The 19,427-nt window shown below is 44.4% G+C and carries 18 protein-coding genes; 9 read left to right on the forward strand and 9 right to left on the reverse strand.

Translation table 11 applies throughout. From position 1 onward, the window contains the following. Positions 1 to 8 precede the first annotated feature (8 nt). From JFC06_RS03390 to lon, 3 genes are all read right to left on the reverse strand, one after another. Entirely contained in the window at positions 9 to 1,067 is a 1,059-nt protein-coding gene (locus tag JFC06_RS03390) for an META domain-containing protein (protein ID WP_198333970.1), read from the reverse strand. Between the two features lie 37 nt (positions 1,068 to 1,104). Next, positions 1,105 to 2,223, reverse strand: a complete 1,119-nt coding sequence (locus JFC06_RS03395; RefSeq protein ID WP_198333971.1) for an META domain-containing protein — start codon at positions 2,221 to 2,223, stop codon at positions 1,105 to 1,107. Between the two features lie 143 nt (positions 2,224 to 2,366). Then, positions 2,367 to 4,952, reverse strand: coding sequence for an endopeptidase La (gene lon, locus JFC06_RS03400; RefSeq protein ID WP_198333972.1), 2,586 nt, complete (start codon positions 4,950 to 4,952; stop codon positions 2,367 to 2,369). A gap of 518 nt (positions 4,953 to 5,470) precedes the next feature. Here lon and JFC06_RS03405 point away from each other — a divergent pair. Beyond that, the gene (locus JFC06_RS03405; protein ID WP_227670144.1) at positions 5,471 to 6,832 is read left to right on the forward strand and encodes a Na+/H+ antiporter family protein; all 1,362 of its coding nucleotides are present in this window, start codon (positions 5,471 to 5,473) and stop codon (positions 6,830 to 6,832) included. A gap of 111 nt (positions 6,833 to 6,943) precedes the next feature. Here the strand turns inward: JFC06_RS03405 and JFC06_RS03410 are convergent, their stop codons facing one another. Together JFC06_RS03410 and JFC06_RS03415 are read right to left on the reverse strand one after the other, a co-directional pair. Beyond that, entirely contained in the window at positions 6,944 to 7,198 is a 255-nt protein-coding gene (locus JFC06_RS03410) for a hypothetical protein (RefSeq protein WP_198333973.1), read from the reverse strand. Next, positions 7,198 to 7,842 carry a 5-formyltetrahydrofolate cyclo-ligase gene (locus tag JFC06_RS03415; protein ID WP_198333974.1) on the reverse strand — a complete coding sequence of 215 codons (645 nt, stop codon included), beginning with the start codon at positions 7,840 to 7,842 and terminating at the stop codon, positions 7,198 to 7,200. Before JFC06_RS03415 ends, JFC06_RS03410 begins: the two co-directional genes overlap by 1 nt. A 195-nt stretch (positions 7,843 to 8,037) precedes the next feature. Between JFC06_RS03415 and fumC the strand changes: the two genes are divergently transcribed. After that, the gene (gene fumC, locus JFC06_RS03420; RefSeq protein WP_198333975.1) at positions 8,038 to 9,441 is read left to right on the forward strand and encodes a class II fumarate hydratase; all 1,404 of its coding nucleotides are present in this window, start codon (positions 8,038 to 8,040) and stop codon (positions 9,439 to 9,441) included. A 245-nt stretch (positions 9,442 to 9,686) separates the two neighbouring features. Then, on the forward strand, positions 9,687 to 10,769 hold the full coding sequence (locus JFC06_RS03425) for a DUF6602 domain-containing protein (RefSeq protein WP_198333976.1): 1,083 nt from the start codon (positions 9,687 to 9,689) through the stop codon (positions 10,767 to 10,769). A gap of 195 nt (positions 10,770 to 10,964) precedes the next feature. On the opposite strand, the gene JFC06_RS03430 is transcribed toward JFC06_RS03425, so the two are convergent. From JFC06_RS03430 to JFC06_RS03445, 4 genes are all read right to left on the reverse strand, one after another. Further along, complete coding sequence (locus tag JFC06_RS03430) at positions 10,965 to 11,774, reverse strand: MipA/OmpV family protein (protein ID WP_198333977.1); 810 nt, start codon at positions 11,772 to 11,774, stop codon at positions 10,965 to 10,967. Between the two features lie 123 nt (positions 11,775 to 11,897). Further along, a complete protein-coding gene (locus tag JFC06_RS03435) occupies positions 11,898 to 12,866 on the reverse strand; it encodes a rhomboid family intramembrane serine protease (protein WP_198333978.1) in 969 nt (322 codons plus the stop codon). Positions 12,867 to 12,966: 100 nt separating this feature from the next. Next, entirely contained in the window at positions 12,967 to 14,154 is a 1,188-nt protein-coding gene (locus tag JFC06_RS03440) for an alpha-hydroxy acid oxidase (RefSeq protein ID WP_198333979.1), read from the reverse strand. 32 nt (positions 14,155 to 14,186) lie between these two features. Then, positions 14,187 to 14,519 (reverse strand): glutaredoxin family protein, encoded by a 333-nt coding sequence (locus JFC06_RS03445; RefSeq protein ID WP_198333980.1) that lies wholly within the window; start codon positions 14,517 to 14,519, stop codon positions 14,187 to 14,189. A 232-nt stretch (positions 14,520 to 14,751) separates the two neighbouring features. Between JFC06_RS03445 and mtgA the strand changes: the two genes are divergently transcribed. The 6 genes from mtgA to JFC06_RS03475 all read left to right on the forward strand — a co-directional run bounded on the left by mtgA (position 14,752) and on the right by JFC06_RS03475 (position 19,419). Next, the gene (gene mtgA, locus JFC06_RS03450) at positions 14,752 to 15,438 is read left to right on the forward strand and encodes a monofunctional biosynthetic peptidoglycan transglycosylase (protein WP_198333981.1); all 687 of its coding nucleotides are present in this window, start codon (positions 14,752 to 14,754) and stop codon (positions 15,436 to 15,438) included. Between the two features lie 208 nt (positions 15,439 to 15,646). After that, the gene (gene ppk1 / locus JFC06_RS03455) at positions 15,647 to 17,797 is read left to right on the forward strand and encodes a polyphosphate kinase 1 (RefSeq protein WP_227670162.1); all 2,151 of its coding nucleotides are present in this window, start codon (positions 15,647 to 15,649) and stop codon (positions 17,795 to 17,797) included. 393 nt (positions 17,798 to 18,190) lie between these two features. Further along, positions 18,191 to 18,361 carry a hypothetical protein gene (locus JFC06_RS03460; RefSeq protein WP_193006096.1) on the forward strand — a complete coding sequence of 57 codons (171 nt, stop codon included), beginning with the start codon at positions 18,191 to 18,193 and terminating at the stop codon, positions 18,359 to 18,361. A gap of 80 nt (positions 18,362 to 18,441) precedes the next feature. Then, the gene (locus JFC06_RS03465) at positions 18,442 to 18,708 is read left to right on the forward strand and encodes a hypothetical protein (RefSeq protein ID WP_198333982.1); all 267 of its coding nucleotides are present in this window, start codon (positions 18,442 to 18,444) and stop codon (positions 18,706 to 18,708) included. 68 nt (positions 18,709 to 18,776) lie between these two features. Beyond that, positions 18,777 to 19,157 (forward strand): hypothetical protein, encoded by a 381-nt coding sequence (locus tag JFC06_RS03470; protein ID WP_198333983.1) that lies wholly within the window; start codon positions 18,777 to 18,779, stop codon positions 19,155 to 19,157. A gap of 58 nt (positions 19,158 to 19,215) precedes the next feature. After that, positions 19,216 to 19,419, forward strand: coding sequence for a hypothetical protein (locus JFC06_RS03475; RefSeq protein ID WP_193006099.1), 204 nt, complete (start codon positions 19,216 to 19,218; stop codon positions 19,417 to 19,419). Positions 19,420 to 19,427 lie beyond the last annotated feature (8 nt).

Below are 19,427 nucleotides of genomic sequence, written 5' to 3' on the forward strand. Positions count from 1 at the left end.
CACCATTTTTATTTAGTATCGTAAACTCTCTTTGGTAGTTCTTGGTTTTGCCAGACTAAGGTTTCACCTGATTCCATCGTTTGCAATAAATTATAGCTAGGCATGTCTGTTTGGTTTTTTGATGATGTTGACATTTCCTCTGAGGATTGCAGACTTAAGCTAAGCTGGCTACTGCTATCACGCATTAGATTAAAAAGAGCAGTTTCAATGCGATTGCCCGTCTCACCGCAGCCCATCATCGTGCTGATAATCATGCCAATTTTTAGCGTATTATCGTCCAGTAGAAAATAAGGGGCACCAGAGCCGTTACAGCCAGAATTAAATGATACGTATGTTTGGTCAGAATCGTCTCTAAAGGTAACAGAAATAGGCCAGTCAGAATGATAGAAATTACCTATAGGTTTTCTAGAAACAAGCTGCCCTTTGTCATCGTAATGATTATCGACAGCACTGACCAAATGCCAGTCATAGCGCTTTAATAGTTCAGCATTTATCGGTAAACTCGTAGGTGCAGGTAGCGTTTTTGCCATCCCTGTAAAGACAAGTTGATTGCCGTTTTCCATGATAAGTGCAAGGCGCTTTGGCGCAGCAAACGTATTACCTTGTGAGGTTGATGGTACTGTAGGTAGCAACTTAATCCCAAAAAGATACGTGCCGTAGTCCTGAAACAGCGTGCGGATATTGTGGTCATCAGGCCTACTTGTCGTGCAGGTCGCTGGTAACTGTACAATATAGCTGGCATAACTGTATGGAGGCGCGCCAGTAAATAGATCGATTTTATCGTGATTGCAACCTTGATAAAAATGCAGGCTACCTGGGTCAATAGCCAAACGGATAGGATCTGTACCGTGGATAGTGATGGGCTGACCGTCATATCGCGTTACCTCTGACAGTTGCCAGTTGTAGCCACTGCTCCATTGCATCACTTTATTCTCTGGAATCTCGACTGTATCGGTTTGTGCAATACTGTCTGACATAGATAATGATGTGTTACTCATCGATTGGCAACCTGATAGTGCAAGCAATGTACTACAAAACATTACGCTGGCAAGTATTACTTTTTTCATTATAGAATCCTTTTTATTTTTCTTAATGATCTATCCATTATTTAGAGGTATTTTTCCAAATGAGTGTCTCGCCAGAATCTAGCTGTTGAGTCAATAAGTAGCTTGGCTCTGATTGCTCAGTAGCACTAGTTGGTGCATTATCTGCGTGCGTTAAGATCAGTTGACTCGTGCTATGGGTCATCATACGTCGAAGCCGTGATTCGATATCATCAAGAGCATCGCCACAGCTCATCATGGTGGAAGGAGAGCTGCCAGTAAGTAAACTTTGATTGACAGAGAGGGCATAAGGCCCACCAACGCCGTTGCAGCCCACAGACACACCAAAGCTTTGACCATATATACCTGACTCAAAGCCATTTTGTTTGTCACTTTCATCGCCACTATAGTTATTCAAACCATAGGAAAGTATAATAGGCTTTTCTGTTTGCGTAAATTCGCTCATGACTGCGCCTGCTTTGTTCGTCACTTGTACCAGCTGCCAGCGATAGCTCTCTAATAATTCATTGGTGAGTGGTATGCCAGCTCCCAAGTGTTTAGGTTTTGGTGTGCCCGTAAAGACAAGGGTTTTGCCCTTATCCGTCTTCAAAGCCAGCTGTTTTTCTACGGTTTTGGTAGCACGTACTGACTGAGGCCGCGCGGGGTCAAATGTAAAATCTGTTCCTGCATAGGGCTTAAAAATCGTGTTTAACAGATGTGCTGTATCGCTAGGGATGATTTTATTACCGCGCCAGTCTTGGGTGGTTGCTTGATATATCGCAGTGCAGTCAGCAGCCGTGACTGGTGATTTGGCCATATCTTGTATTGATGCCTGTGTATAAGGGTAAGGTAGAGGCAGCCACATATCAAAGGACACAAGGTATCGGTAACAGCCATCATCAAAGGTTAATAGGTCTGGGCGAACGTCCATCGTTAGGGGTGGCTGAAGGTTGGCGCGTATGAGCTTGTCTTTATCGTTACTGACGTGGGTCAATTGCCAGTTATAGCTTGTGATGTTCTGAAACAGCCTAGGCTTTAGGGTAGCGGCTGACCAGTTTTTATTGTCAATGACGGTACCGGTTTGTGCTGAATTATTAACACTATTGGACTGACAACCCAATAAAGCGATTGGTAGTAATGTGCTTATTACAACTAGAGACGCCCTTAAACGGTTTAACATTATATATTCCTACTTAATGGACATTTGTTTGAAATATATCATAATATTTTAAGGACATTGTTTTTTATTATTGCCAAAAAAAATCCGCCCACCATAACAGTGAGCGGATTTTTACTTTTAAGACTTAACTAATGACTCATCAATTAGTTGTGTAGCGCTTTGCCAGAGGTTTTATCAACGGTTACTTTGGCTGGCTTAAGTGGAATTGGCATACTGACCAAAGCCACTTTTAATATCTCATCAATCGTCGCCACTGGTTGAATGGTCAAACCTGCTTTGACATTGTCAGGGATATCAGCCAAGTCACGCTCATTAGATGCTGGAATCAAGACGTGTTTGATACCACCGCGATGGGCCGCGAGTAACTTCTCTTTGAGACCGCCGATGCGCAGGATTTTACCGCGTAAGGTGATCTCACCTGTCATGGCAATGTCTGGACGAATGGCGATACCCGTCAAGGCAGAGACCAGTGCGGTTGTCAGAGCGCCACCGGCAGATGGACCATCTTTTGGTGTTGCACCTTCTGGCATGTGCACGTGGACGTCAGTTGTTTTGACCGTTTCATAGTCAATGCCTAGGCTGTCACCGCGGGCACGCACCACACTCATGGCAGCGCGAATAGACTCTTTCATCACATCACCGAGTGAGCCCGTAAAGCTAAGCTCACCTTTGCCTTTCATCGCAACTGCTTCGATGGTTAAGAGCTCACCACCGACTTGTGTCCATGCAAGCCCCGTAATACGACCAATCTCAGGCTCTTCTTCCGCCAGACCGTAGTCATACTGATGCACCCCTAGATAGTCATCGATGTTTTTGTCATCGACCACGACCAGTTCGCGTTCTGCTTTTTTCGGAGCGCGAGCACCATGCGTCTCAACCGAACCGCGTACCACTTTGCGGCAGATTTTATTCACTTCACGCTCAAGGTTACGAACGCCAGCTTCACGCGTATAGCTACGTACGATGCTATGCAATGCCGCTTCAACGATCTCAATTTCGCCTTCTTTGAGACCATTTTGCTTAATCGCTTTTGGCACTAAGTATTTCTGCGCGATATTGACTTTTTCTTCTTCGGTATAACCCGGCAAGCGGATGACTTCCATACGGTCAAGCAGCGCAGGCGGGATATCCATGCTGTTGGCCGTACAGATAAACATCACTTGTGATAAGTCTAGGTCCATATCTAAATAATGGTCATTAAAGGTATCGTTCTGTGATGGATCTAATACTTCAAGCAACGCTGACGCTGGGTCACCGCGGAAGTCTTGCGCCATCTTATCGATTTCATCCAACAAGAACAGCGGGTTTTTGACTTCAGCTTTTGCCAGTGATTGCACGATTTTACCTGGCATGGCACCGATATAAGTACGGCGATGACCACGAATCTCTGCTTCATCACGTACGCCGCCCAATGCCATACGCACAAACTTACGGCCTGTTGCACGAGCGATCGATTCACCCAGTGAGGTTTTACCCACCCCTGGCGGCCCGACGAGACAAAGAATCGGACCACGCAGTTTTTTCACGCGTGACTGAACGGCGAGATACTCTAAGATACGATCTTTCACATCTTGCAAGCCGTAATGGTCTTCATCTAAGACGGTTTTGGCTTTGTCTAGATTGATAGATACTTTGGTCGTCGCATTCCACGGCGTATCCAAAATCCATTCGATATAGTTGCGTACCACTGAGGATTCACTCGAAGCAGGCGGCATCATTTTGAGTTTTTTAAACTCTTGCTCGGCTTTTTTGCGTACATCCTCTGGCAAGTCCGCTTCTTCTAGACGCTGTTCTAGCTCGGCCACATCATCTTCACCATCGAACGCGCCGTCATTCATATCTGACAGCTCATTTTTGATGGCTTTCATCTTCTCATTTAAGAAGTATTCGCGCTGATTGTCTTCCATTTGCTGACGCACGGCATCTTGGATATCTTGTTCGATGTTTTGTTCAGCACTTTGCTTAACCAAGTACTCAGTCAAGGTGTTGATATGCGTTTTGATATCGTCTTGTTCTAAGAAAGACTGCTTTACGTTAAGATCCATCGAGACACGGGTTGAGATGAAATAGACCAGCTCAAGTAAGTCGTCAATACGCTTCGCCACGCGCGTCAACTCACGCGCATTACGCAGACGCGCATCTGCATAGCTTTCAAACAACGTGGTCAAAGCTTGTATGGTGTTTTTCTGTTGGCTTTCATCCATGCTGACATCAAGATCAGCCCGCTCAAAGCTCGCCATTAACAAATCGTCGTGATTTTCAATACTATCGACGCGTGCACGGTACTGACCTTCGATCAATACTTTGATGCAGCTCTCATCGCTATCATGCGGCATGGTACTGACGATGCGGCACACCGTACCATATTGATATAAGTTGTCTTGATCGATGTCTTCCGTTAGCGAGTCTTTTTGCGCCACGACCAGTACCTTGTTGCCGTACTCGGCTTGGGCCAACTCGACGGCTTTCACCGATGGCGCACGTCCCACAAATAGGGCAATTTGCATGTGTGGATAAACGACAACGTCTCGCAGTGCCAGTAATGGTAAATAGTCTTCAGTACCATCGTTTTTGACCGTACTGTCATGATTATCATTGTCTGTAACAGTATTCGAGGCGGCATCTAACTCGTTATCAGACGAGCTTTCTAGCGTGCTGTCTTCTGCGGCAGTAGATGAAACGTCGATATCGATGTCGATATTGTCTTGGGCAATTTTATGTTCACTCATATATTCTTCCTCGTTCACCAGACTTGTAAAGTCAAGTTCGTGGTTCATGTTTAGATAAATGGTGCTCACAGATAAAATTGCAAGGCTTATTGGTCAAGTCACCTGCTTATATTCGTGAAATTGTTGTACATGTCTAAATATTAAAATAAAGAACGTAATAAGTTGAATGCGTTACCGCACGTCCATCATAAAATCGATACTCTCGACTGGTATAAATTTTCCTTGCTTTCTGCTGTCACAGAGGCTACGAAAAATTTATCCCAGTCGCCTATAGCGATTAACGTAACGATTTTATTTGTAACTGGCTATAGCATGCAGCTAATGCCTATTAGGTTCTATACATAGGTTTTATAGGCAAAATAAGGTAAACTGACGCGCGCCAATATTAGCGTCTCACTTTTACTTTATAACGACCATAGAGGTCGTTTGAGACGCTAAGGCCGTATTCACAGGTTTTAAGTTATTCATAGGTCGCAATCAGACCAAACAGAGCGATCAGACCGAACAAAGGACAACACATGGCAATCAATGCAGTACTGCTGGCAGTCATCATCATGCTGGGGCTGTCACTTTCGCGAGTGCACGTGGTGCTCAGTTTACTAATTGGGGCGCTGGCGGGCGGCCTGCTGGCGGGTCTTGGTATCACAGATACCTTAGAGGCCTTTCAAGAAGGTATTCGTAATGGTGCGCAAATCGCGCTCTCATATGCGTTACTTGGCGCCTTTGCGGTTGCGATTGCGCATTCGGGTTTGCCGCAGTCTTTGGCAGGGGCGGTCATCAAGCGCATTGACGCCGCTGGCACGAGTGGCATGATTAAGTACATGCTATTTGCCGGCTTAATCACCATGAGCTGCTTTAGTCAAAATTTAATTCCTATTCACATTGCGTTTATCCCGCTGCTTGTGCCGCCATTGTTGTTGGCGTTTAATCGGATGCAAATTGATAGACGTCTGATTGCTTGTTTGATTACTTTCGGGCTGGTCACCACCTATATGTTTATTCCGTACGGCTTCGGTGATATTTATCTCAACCAAATCATGCTCAAAAACGTGGGTGAAGCGGGTATTGATGTTGCCAATATTTCTGTGGTGACAGCCATGGCCATTCCTGCATTGGGTATGCTGATTGGTTTATTGATAGCGGTATTTATTAGTTATCGTAAGCCACGAGAGTATCAGCAAGTGGCGATAGACAAAGAAGCACGCGACGCAGTGGTAGAGGGTGATGCGCTTAGTAAAACGGCCGCTGGTGCTCAGTCGCAAAGCAAGCTTAAAACGCTGGTGGCACTAGCTGCTATTGTCACCGCTTTTGTTGTCCAGCTTTACACGGACTCGCTACTACTGGGCTCGATGTTTGGTTTTGGTGTTTTTATGGCAACAGGTGTGGTCAAGTGGCGTGATGCGGATGGTGTCTTTAATGACGGTATCAAGCTGATGGCGATGATTGGTTTTATTATGATTACCGCGCAGGGCTTTGCAGAAGTCATGAAAGCGACCGAGCAGATTCAGCCATTGGTTGATGGTGCCGCGTCGCTGTTCGCTGGTAACAAAGCCATGGCGGCATTTATTATGCTATTGATTGGTTTGATTGTGACCATGGGTATTGGCTCTTCGTTTTCGACCATTCCTATTTTGGCCGCGATTTATGTGCCGCTGTGTATCTCTCTAGGGTTTTCACCACTCGCGACGGTTGCAATTATTGGCACAGCTGGCGCGCTCGGTGATGCAGGATCACCTGCGTCAGACTCGACCCTTGGGCCAACTTCTGGTCTAAATATCGACGGTCAGCATGACCATATCAAAGACAGTGTGGTGCCGACATTTTTGCACTACAACATTCCGCTACTGGTGTTTGGCTGGATTGCGGCGATGGTACTTTAGCAAATGACTTGAATGGTTGGGTTTGATATAAAAGGCGGGTATAGCAACTATCATAAATAGTAACTACACTCGCTTTTTTAACTTTTATTCATTGCTTAATCGATGTATTTCTTAATATTCATCATCAAAATCATTTATCTCATCATTTAAACTACTCAAAAAGTCATCACTTTGCGCGAGTAACTCATTTAAGCGTTCTTCATTGATGAGCCTTGTCATCTCCTCAGAGCTAAATGGTTGCTCTTGACTGTAGTAACGTTGCTCTCTAGCATCTTCATTACCTAACGTTTGCAAATATTCATCCACTCTGTCCGCACTGGAATCAGCAGCGCTAGCGTCTTTTTCAGACTTTTTATTATCCTTCATCAAAACCACCTTATCCCATTTGGGGTAATGAGGGCGTCTAACGGCACATCCCAAGGTTGCCGTTGCAAGGTGTCAACCACTTGAAAGTCATAACACCAGCCAATTTTAAGGGGTTTTTTAGCCCCTGACTGATAGATTTTACCAAGCGTGGTGTCATAAAAACCGCCACCCATGCCCATGCGATTGCCGTTTAAATCTACTGCCACTAGCGGACAGATAATGACATCTAACTCGCGTGCCCAAAGTAGCCTGCGATGATGGTTTTGCTTCATGCCCAAGCGGTGAATGCGAGTTGGTACGTTGACGAGTGTAGTATGATAAATGGGCACAAAGCGCAATCGTTTATCGTCATTACCCAAAGAACCCACCACAGGCAAATAAGGGGAATAGCCTAAGCGCTTGCACCAATCCAGTAGTGGCTGAGTGGGCAGCTCGCCAAAACCATCATAATATAGACCAATACGCGCATTGATTGGCAACCGCTGCTGTAATTTGGTTAAATGCAAGCTTGCGGACTGAGCATATTGTCTACGCTCACCATCACTTAACTGACGACGCTGACGCGTAAACAGACGTCTGGGTGGGTTATTGGCTTTAGACGCCTTGAATTCAGGTAACTCAGGATTGTTTGGTTCAGGATGCATAGAGACACTATCCGATCATGTATTAAGTTGATGAGGGCTGGTGCTTTTAGACGCTAGCAAAGCTTATTTGTGAATATTCAACACGGCCTAGTCATGCTATCATAACGCCACTTTACATCGTATTCTTCTTTATGTGCAGCAGATGTTGCACTTTTTACGGCTCAGCCATACATCAAATCATCAAAGAGGGTAGTTATGTCGACACAGAATCAGGCAACTCGTACGGAAAAAGATACCATGGGCAACGTGGAAGTCCCAGCTGATGCTTATTGGGGTGCGCAAACTCAGCGTAGCCGAGAAAACTTCAAAATCGGTGGCGAGACATTGCCGCGTCCGATGATCGAAGCGATGGCAATGGTTAAAAAGGCTGCTGCGATTACCAACGCCAGTCTTGAGCGTATCGAAGGGGACAAGCGTGACTTAATCGTACAGGCTGCTGACGAAATCATCAACGGTGGTCTAACGGATCAGTTTCCCCTCGTCGTATGGCAGACGGGCTCTGGTACACAGTCAAACATGAATATGAATGAAGTACTTGCCAACCGTGCCAACGAAATCGCTGGTTCTGAGCGTGGCAGCTACACGCCAATTCACCCAAATGACCATGTAAACCACGCGCAATCTACCAATGACAGCTTCCCAACGGCGATTCGTGTGGCTGCGGCTCGTCAGATCAACAGCTTGTTGATTCCTGCGGTTACCGCACTACGTGATACGTTGGACAAAAAAGCCAAAGAATTCGATAGCATCGTAAAAATCGGTCGTACGCATTTGCAAGACGCCACGCCTTTGACATTAGGCCAAGAGTTCAGCGGCTATGTCAGCCAACTGGACCACTCATTGACTCGTATTGACAATGCACTACAAGGTCTATATGAGTTGCCACTAGGCGGTACAGCGGTTGGTACTGGTCTAAATGCCCATCCTGACTATGCGGTAAAAGCTGCTGAGCAATTAGCAACATTGACTGGCTTGCCGTTTGTGACGTCACCAAATAAATTTGAAGCACTTGCCGCTCGTGATGCTGAAGTATTTGCCTCAGGCGCACTAAAGACATTAGCAGGTAGCTTAAATAAAATCGCTAACGACGTACGCTGGTTGGCATCAGGTCCGCGTTGTGGTCTGGGCGAGTTGACGATTCCAGAAAATGAGCCAGGCTCTTCTATCATGCCGGGTAAAGTAAACCCAACTCAGTCAGAAGCTATGACGATGGTTGTCGCTCAAGTCATGGGTAATGACGTGACTATCAGCATGGCTGGCGCGTCAGGTAACTTTGAGCTAAACGTTTATAAGCCAGTAATCGCATTTAACTTATTGCAGTCTATCAAGCTGCTTGGCGATGCATGCAACAGCTTTAACGAAAACTGTGCGGTGGGTATCGAGCCAGTAAAAGATAAAATCGATGACTTCTTGCATAACTCATTGATGCTAGTCACGGCATTAAACCGCCATGTTGGTTATGAAAACGCTGCTAAAATCGCTAAGACGGCTTATAAAGAAAACAAAACCTTGAAGCAAGTTGCGGTTGAGCTAGAGCTACTCACCGAAGCGCAGTTTGATGAGTGGGTAACGCCTGCGGATATGGTGCATCCTAAGTAAGTTATTTAATACTTTCTTAGCATAAAAAAGACCTTGTCATGTGGCAAGGTCTTTTTTTGTTCGGGTTTCAAAGTTAGTTCTGTTTTTTTATTACTAAACTAACAGGGTACTAATTCACTTAGAGTTAAAAAAGCTTTGTTATAGCGAGTTAATTTTCATTAGTACAATGTAAGTAGAAATTATAACTATCAACAGTGATATTATGGACTAATCATCAGCATTATCTATTTTCAAGGTCTTTCAGTATGAGTATTATCTCTAAATCATTTAATAACAAAATAAATAACCTCAAAGGTGAGTTTGAGGTAAATAAGAATATTGTACATCAAGGAATAAAGGGTGGATTGAATGAAAATGGTATATTGTTACTAATAAGAGATGTAATTCCTCAGAAGTTTAAGCTTACTAAAGGAGTTACAGAAAACTCCAAAGGCGATCAATCAAATGAAAGTGATATTCTAATATATAATGATGAAATACTTCCTCCATATATAAAAGAGGATTTAACTTTTGTTCCTATAGAAGCTGTAAAATATATTTTCGAAGTTAAGAGTACGTTGAACTCTAAAGAACTTAAAACAACTATTGGAAAGTTTGAAAGATTTGGATCAATTGGAGGTACTTCACCTACTGTACTGTTTTCATTCTCTAGCGATATTAAAGGTAGTGAACTAGTACGCTATAAAAAAAACGAAAGTGCTTTTTATACTAAGCCGAATTTAATAGCTTTATGCGTTTCTGATAAGTGCTATTATTTTAAACATAAGTCAGAACATTATCTCAAAGATCAAATGAGTAATACAGATTTTATTAAGCTATTGGATAAATCAGACGGCTCGATTCTTCAAGATGCATTTGACGCTTTTCGTGAATCGATTTCAAACAATGAACTACTATCAAAAATGAGCAGAGTAGAGTTTGCTTCCTTCATTAAAAAATTTATTAATATGGATAATAATACAAATAATCTAGATAAGAAAGAGCTTACAGTCAATGGAATTAAATATAGTGAGATTAAGTTTACAGTCCATAGGTGGTATGGTATTGAGTCCACTACTGATAACGATGTAATACTATCTCTTTTATCAGGAATATCTAACACGCTTTCTCAGAAGAGTTTTGGAAGTTATTTACTTAGCGGTAAAGAGCTTGACTATAAAGTATTTGCTATTTGTTATGAGGACATGTGGGGAAATCTAAGTGCTCAAGATTTTGATGAAAAGGGTTTAAAATACGATACTGAGAGAGTAAGCTTTAAATTTGAAAGTAGTAACGATTACAATAAAATGATATTTACAGTTAATAAAGATAAGAGTAGTCAAGATTAAAAATCTGAGAAAAGTGCTTAGATTTTTGATATTTAATCTCCAAAACTTGTAAAGTAGTATCGTTACAATCACTGATTTCAAGAACTATATACTTTATCAGTTTACTGGGTGCGCTTTTTATTTACATTCAAAGCTGAAAAAGACCTTACCACATTGCGCGGCAAGGTCTTTTTTATATCAAAAATCTAAACTCAACTAAAACTTATAAAGCAAACCAAGCGTCGTGGTCGCCTCAGTACGTGAGTCTACCATCGGGCTATCATATTGCTCATTCGACAAATAACTTAAGCTTTGATTGGCAAATCCTGCCCATTTATCATTGAAATCATAGTTGGCGCTGATATTGATATAAGGGTTCAAGCTTGAGTTAGATTTATAAGCGGCAACGCCAGTTTCTGCTGATTCTTGATCACTGACACCATAATAGTATTCGTTATAGTCAGCATCATGATATTCAAAGCCAAAGCTTGGATAGACCGTTAGCTTGTCCTTGCTATATCTGGCAAGGTAGGTCAAGCGCCCAGTGTTACCACCACTATTATCTAACACATCCGCCCCAAACTGAGCACGGAAACCGCCGATAGCCGTACGGCGCTGATAGCTGAGACCCGCCTCTACTGATGATTTACGTTTATCAAGACCTTGAAGGGCGCCATTGGCATCATCAGGCTCAAACTCAGAACCCGCAAGCTTGGCATAGGCGGACAGCTGATTGGCCCCATCATTGATCAGATATGCCCCAGCTTGGGCACCGCGGACATAGAACTTATTATTATCATAAAACGCCCCTGGCAGCACCCGCACCTCGGTACTGTCTTCTAGGTCATAGGCTGATTTGACCGCCATGACGTTTACCCCAACGCTCAAGACGGCATCTTGGTCAGCAGGGAGGTTTTTAAAAGGGGCGGCACTGGACATGCTAGCCATACTGCATAACGCAGTAGCCGTGAAGGCGCCCAGTAAGTTGCGCGTAGATAGGTGAGGTAGCGCTGCAAGTTTAAACATAATTGAGTCTCGTGTGTGGGCATGGTTGAGTAGAATAATCTGGTCGGCGTCATGGCGTAGGACAAGTGACGTGAGTACGCTGTTTTTATCAGCTATTTAGCCATGATAAATAAGTACCGTGGTTTACTCAATGGTTTTTAATACTTGTACTATTTGATAATGAATATCTTGCCACCACCAAACAAAGCCAATGCTGATCAATAACATCATTACCCATGGCAGCAGTGTCCAGATAAGCGAGGGTGTCGCAGGCGTTTTTTGTTCTGTCACACTGGTATGAGCCGTAGGGATATTCATATTTGAATCTATGCCAGTACGGTTATCAAACTCGGAATGGTGATTGGCCGAGTAAGTATCAAGGCTAGAGGACTGATCGATATAGCGGGCTTGATAGTCAGTTTGATAATGGCTCTGGTCGTTATTTTGATAAGGGCGATGAGCGACAGGCGTATTTTGCACCGTGATTGCCATACACTGACGGTAGGCAATCGCAAAAGCCAGTGCAATCACCAGTCCTGTGATCGCGCCGCCGATATGACCCGCATTATCGATACCGGGTACCGCGAACCCATACACAAGGTTGATACCCATGATAAATACCAAGCTTTTAAGGTTGAGCACCATGCCATTGACCGATATCTTAAACAGCGCCGCTATCAATAATGCCGCCCCGATACCCATGATACCACCAGACGCTCCCGCTGATAGCCCTGGTTGTCCTGTGCCCTCTAAGATACTCTGCCAAGTGACATGATTGTTAAGCAGGTTGCCGCCGATTGCCGCCAACAAAAACAACGCCAAAAACTTGGCTGAGCCAAACATGGGCTCGGCCACTTGTCCAAAAAAATACATGGCAAAGCCATTGAACAATAGGTGCATCAGGCCGATGTGCAAAAACGCACTGCTGACCAATCGCCATGGCTCATCACCCATCGTAAAAGGTAAGGCATTGGCGCCCCATTTGAGCAGCGCCTCAGTCGAGGGGTTGTTGGCGTCGACACCTGTCAGCACTTGCAGAATAAACAGCCCAATAAAGCTGATCAGTAGCAAAGTGGTGACGGGCGCAGTTTTTAATAATTGTTGAATGGTCATAAAAGCTAACTGTTACTAAAAGTTGGTCAGTAAAGTATACAGGGTATGGCCAGACCACGTCATCCATAAGCGTGCCGCCATTGTCTAAAGGGTGTCAGTGTTAAAAATGGCTAACTTTAAGATTCTCATAAGTCCCTTTTACTAAAATATCTTCTGTGACTTTATTGATGTCTGTATGACCACAGAACGCCATGGATACATCACACTCTTTATAAATCAGCTCCAGCGCACGGCGCACGCCATCCTCACCATACGCGCCCAGCCCATACAGAAAGGCGCGGCCGATCATCGTGCCTTTGGCACCCAAAGAGATGGCTTTTAACACATCTTGACCAGAGCGAATACCACTGTCGAGCCACACCTCGATATTGCTATTTTCGGCATGGACAGCCTGTACAATGTCTGTGAGGGCAGAGATAGAGGAGAGCGCACCATCTAATTGACGCCCACCATGGTTTGACACCACCAGCGCATCCGCTCCGCTCCGAGCAGCCATGATGGCATCTTCAGGTTCCATGATGCCTTTGATGATCAGCTTGCCGCCCCACATGTCTTTGATACGGGCGACGTCGTCCCAGCTGAGCGCAGGATCAAACTGTTCTGCCGTCCAAGCGGATAAGGATGAGAGATCCTCCACGTCTTTTGCATGACCGACGATATTGCCAAACGTGCGTCTTTTCGTACCGAGCATGTTCAGGCACCATTGCGGCTTGGTCATGAGATTGAGAATATTGGTCAATGTCGGTTTGGGCGGCGCGGATAACCCATTTTTAATATCTTTGTGGCGTTGGCCGAGTACCTGCAAGTCGGCTGTTAAGATAAGTGCAGAGCAATTTGCCTCTTTGGCACGGCGTATCAGATTGGCCATAAATTCCTGATCGCGCATCACATACAGCTGAAACCAAAACGGCTTGCTGGTATGGGCGGCGATGTCCTCGATAGAGCAGATACTCATGGTCGATAAAGAAAAGGGTACACCGAATTTTTCTGCTGCTTTTGCCGCATGAATCTCTCCATCCGCCCACATCATACCCGTAAATCCAGTTGGCGCGATGGCGACTGGCATTTTGACTGGCTCACCCAGCATGTGCGTGGCCAGACTGCGATTGTCCATATTGACCAATACGCGCTGACGCAGCTTAATACGGTCAAAATCGCTTTCATTATTACGGTAAGTGGTCTCAGTCCATGAGCCTGAATCGACATAATCATAAAACATACGCGGTACTTTACGTTCGGCCACTCGCCGTAGATCTTCAATGTCTGTCACTTTTTCTAAATTCTTCATGATTTTCTCGCTGCAGAGAGGTGATTAATCGCTTAAGACTGTGGAGTGAGCAGTTGCTGTAAATCCATGACCGAAAACGGATAGTCTAAGCGTTTGGTGGGTGTCAAAATGACAGGAATGGTGGTCGCAAATGTCATCATCAGTGACTCATCCAAGTCAGCGATATCGACATGTTCGTAAGCAATGGGCTGTACCGCTTGAAACTGAGTGATGAGTTGGTCAGCGAGTTCACATAAATGACAACCAGACGTGCCAAGTAGCCACCATTTATCAAGGTTTTGCGCCGTACCAAGGTGAGGGATCTCCTCAATTATTCGTGCCCGTAATATGTCTACATTGTCATCGTTTATGTGGTTGTCGTGCATGTTTATTCCCTTGTCTTCACACGGTGCTCGTTTAGAGGTGCAATCAAAACTGTGAATATTGTTTGGCCTTTATGACATGATAAAGAAGTGGGGTAAATAATGACAGCGATTGTGAGATTAGGTAAGATGACCTGCTGTTTTTAATTAGTGCGTCATCGTTATTGGCTTCACGTTTTTGACGAATAGCGTCCTACTTTATCTTATTATCTTTTCAATCACTTGGGTATCTCGCATGGCAAGTTTTAGCAAATTTATTAAACGACTATTATTGGCAATCATGTTGTTAGTGGTCGCATTCCATGTGTTGGTCGCAGGTCTGCTGTTAATTTGGAAAACGCAGCCTATTAACAACAGCATGTTTATGCTGACCCATCGTTTAACAGGTGGTACGGTTACTCAGACTTGGACAGAGTACGATGCGATTGCAAAATCTGCCAAGCAAGCCGCGATAGTGAGTGAAGACTCGACGTTTAGCCAGCATAGTGGCTTTGATTTTAAAGGTATCGAGGCTGCCCGTAAGAAAAACGAAGAGACAGGTAAGATGTCAGCGGGTGGCTCAACGATTACGCAGCAGTTGGCAAAAAATTTGTTTTTGACCTCCCATCGCTCGTACGTTCGTAAAGCCGAAGAAGCAGTGATCACATTAATGATTGAGACGTTGTGGGATAAGACGCGTATCTTGACCGCTTATCTCAATGTGGCAGAGTTTGGCAATGGTATTTATGGTATCGAAGCGGCGGCGCAGCACTACTTTGATAAGTCAGCGGCCAACCTGAATCGCGATGAATCAGCCTTGCTTATCGCTATGCTGACTAACCCAAAGTACTATGAAGACAACCAAGGTGACAGAAGCCTGCGCAATAAACAGCGTATTATCAAAAAACGTATGAAAAATGCAGCGTTACCTCAATCAGCTTAAGGTACTATTTGTGTGAGATGGAAGTTGAGTAGTGGTAAGATGTTTTTCATCAATCGCTGTGCTAAATAAAGGTAGGACAAAACGGTTTTAACGATTAGTATAAAAAATGATGGCGTATCGATCAGGCAAAAGGAGTAGTGACGTGGTGGATGTGAATGACAAACAAGACAATGGTGGTGAGGTCAATAACGTCATTGATGTTGATAATATGGGTGTGAGTGTCAATGCCCAAACCAGCAGAGGCGATGAGAATCTGGCCGAGGTGGCATGGCAACGCTCAGAAGATGGCAGCTATTCACCCAGCAGTTATATCAATCGCGACTTGTCTTTATTACAGTTCCATCTACGTGTCTTAGCACAGGCCGCCAGTCCTCGGCATCCGCTACTTGAGCGTTTATTTTTCTTGATTATTTTTTCATCAAACATCGATGAGTTTTTTGAGATTCGTGTCGCCGGTATCATGCAAAAGCTCAATATTGGCGATGTATCGACCAGTGCGCATGGTATGCGTCCTAGTGAAGTGCTTAACGAGATCTCGACAGTAACGCACGATGCAATCAATGAGCAATATCGTATTCTTAATGAAGATATCTTACCCGCCCTTGCTAAGGAAGACATTCGTTACCTAAAACGTGATGAGCTAAATGCTGAGCAATCTGCTTGGATGAAGCGCTATTTTACGGAGCAAGTATCCCCAGTATTGACGCCGATTAGCATTGATCCTGCCCATCCGTTTCCACGTCTGGTCAATAAGAGCTTAAACTTTATTGCAACATTAGAAGGCAAAGATGCCTTTGGTCGTGATATCAATTTGGCGATTGTGCCAGCGCCGCGCAGTTTGCCGCGTGTGATTCGTCTGCCTGATGAGTTAACTGGTGGTAAAGAGCATCACGTCATGCTATCTGCCATCATTCATGAGCATATCGGTGAACTATTTCCTGGGATGAATGTGACGGGTTGTCATCAGTTCAGACTCACACGTAACGCTGATTTAGACTTGGCCGATGATGTCGAGGATATTGCCAAAGCGCTGGAGGGCGAGCTGGAAAACCGCCGTTTTGGTGATAAAGTACGTCTTGAGGTCACCACCGACTGTCCAACACACATCAGTGAGTATTTGCTCAATGAGTTTGAGCTGCACGACAATCAGTTGTACCGTGTCAATGGCCCTGTCAATTTAACGCGTCTGCTGTTTGATTTTAATATCCCAGCACTGCGTTATCAGCCTTTTACGCAGGTGATACCAAAAGAGTTTCGCCGTGAGATGGATAAACTGGATAAAGCGACCAGTATGTTTGCGGCGATGCGCAAAAGTGATGTGCTGGTGCACCATCCTTTTCATGCGTTTTCGCCTATTGTTAGCCTATTGTGGCAGGCTGCGAGCGACCCAAAAGTGCTAGCGATCAAGCAAACCTTATACCGCTCAGGCACCAATTCAGAGATCGTCAAGGCGCTTGCCGCTGCTGCCCGTAATGGCAAGGAAGTGACGGCCGTCATTGAGCTACGTGCCCGCTTTGATGAAGCCTCCAATATTGCAGTTGCCAACTACTTACAAGAAGCTGGCGCGGTCGTGGTCTATGGTATCGTCGGCTACAAAACCCACGCCAAGCTGATGCTAATCGTACGCCGTGAGGATGACCGGATTCGCCGCTATGTGCATTTAGGGACGGGTAATTATCATGCGGCCAATGCCAAGGTTTATACGGATTACGGCTTATTTAGCGCAGATCCTGATATTTCAGAAGACGTGCACAATATCTTTCAAGAGCTGACAGGGATGGGCAAGCCTGCCAATCTCAAAAAGCTCTTGCATGCGCCATTTACCTTGCATGATAAGTTGATGAGCTTTATTGATGATGAAATCGCTCATGCAAAGGCAGGAAAACGTGCCCACCTTATTGTTAAGGTCAACGCCCTAACTGAACGTCGCCTCATCGGTAAGTTGTATGACGCCTCGCAAGCAGGGGTTAAAATTGAGCTGATTTTACGCTCTATGTGCTGCCTGCGCCCACAAGTAAAAGGGTTGTCTGAAAACATCACCGTGCGCTCTGTTATTGGTCGTTTTTTGGAGCACACGCGTGTTTATTATTTCTATAATAACGGTGATGAGCGCTTGTATTGCGGTAGTGCTGACTGGATGGATCGTAACTTGTTCCACCGCGTGGAAGTGGCGTTTCCAATTGAAGACAAAAAGTTATTTAAGCAAGTTTATCAAGATGGACTACTCAATTATCTAAAAGACAATACGCAAGCATGGACGTTAGATGGTAATGGTGTCTGGCAACAGCTGCAGCCAGCAGACAGCGAAACCCCGCACAGCGCCCAAGAATACTTGCTAAAAGTCATTAATAACGTATAAGTCGCCGTTTCGTCTATTCAAAGAGATCATGTAGTGTTAAAAGGATAGCTAATTGTGTGGTGAAGGGAGCGTAGTTAAGAGACGCCGAGAACCAAGCACTGACACACCTCAGTGCTTGGTTTTTTTGTGCTGGTTATTCCAAAGGCTATCCCAAAGTTACAAACTGTCTTGTAACCTCACATTTATTCACATATTGATACGGCAGTACACTGGTAGCTTTTGCAACATGCTCCTTATACTGAAAGGTAGTGATGACACATCTATAGCAGCGATTACCACTTTCGAATCTAGAAGGTGAGCTTATAAGAAAATGGATAGCTGTTATACAGTACTATAAATATATAGACCTATAAAAAATAAGTAATTAACCTACTATAAAAACAGGAACTTGCCATGAGTAATACAAATAATGATACCTCCGATGTGAAAAAAGCCGCTGAACAAGCGGATAAGCAACAAATTGAAAAAAACCTTGAAGAGAGCAAAAAAGTAGATGCGCCTGAACAGCTAGATGGAACAGAGCAAACGCCTTTTATCGAAGACGACTTGCGTACAGATAAGTAATTTTTATCTACGCTTGTCTGAGCAGTCATAGCCGCAGTCTTTTAACTGACTTTTCTAACCACCACGGTGAGGTGTCCATTATGTCAAACCCTATCCCCCCAAAGAATACGCAACCCAATGACGAGGAAGCTGTCCCTATCCAAGATCCTGCTACAGGGCAACCGGCCAATCCAAAAAACAGTTATGAAGGCCGAAAATACGAACCGGATATAGATGGGCCTCAGCAAGCCTCAGAAGAGACGGATGAAGTCTACGTGGATCCGCGTAAAGAAGAAAATCTGCCAGCAGGTGGTAAAAACGTTGCAAATTTAAACGCTCATGATTTAAGCCAAGATGGCAATGAGTAGCTACTAGCTACTGTTAGTAGTGCTTTAGCTGTCTAAAAGAGACACATAATAATTATAAGGAACCAACCATGGAAACCAAAGATCCAGCCTTAAGTAAAACTCGAATCACAGAAACCGATAACCATCAAACATTGGGCGAGGCGCAGACGGTGAACACCCATCCTGATAATCATGACGAGCTTGAAGAGAATATCACTGAAAATAAAGGGACGGATACTTTTGAAGAAGGGATAGTCGACTCAGAACACGTCAATGATGACGATAATCCAGCACGCCAGCCTGATCGCCGCGATCAAAAAGGCAACGGCTTTGACGATAATATTAATGAAAAAACCGTGGGTAGTGAGTCGCCTGATAGCCAAAAGATCAATGATATGAATCGCTATGCCAATATAGATAATGCTCAGACCCGCGTGCTGAATCCTGACGAGAAGGACAGTATCCGATAGATGAAATGGGTATTTTGAAAAAGACGTATCAACAAGGAATATATCTTAAGGAATAAAAATGAGCATACCAGATGACAAACAAATTATTAATGAAGATCGCAAGCTAAGAGACGCGGATGACAATAATGGTATCGTGCCTGACGATGCCCTACAAAAGGCCAATCCCGCTGCTGCAGAAAGAGCAACTGATGATCATGATCCGCATAATATTGCCAAAGATAATAAACAGTATGATAGTCCGTTAATGGAAAATGATAAGTAATATGTCAT

It is taken from the genome of Psychrobacter namhaensis, assembly GCF_016107545.1.
Taxonomy (GTDB): Bacteria; Pseudomonadota; Gammaproteobacteria; order Pseudomonadales; family Moraxellaceae; genus Psychrobacter; species Psychrobacter namhaensis.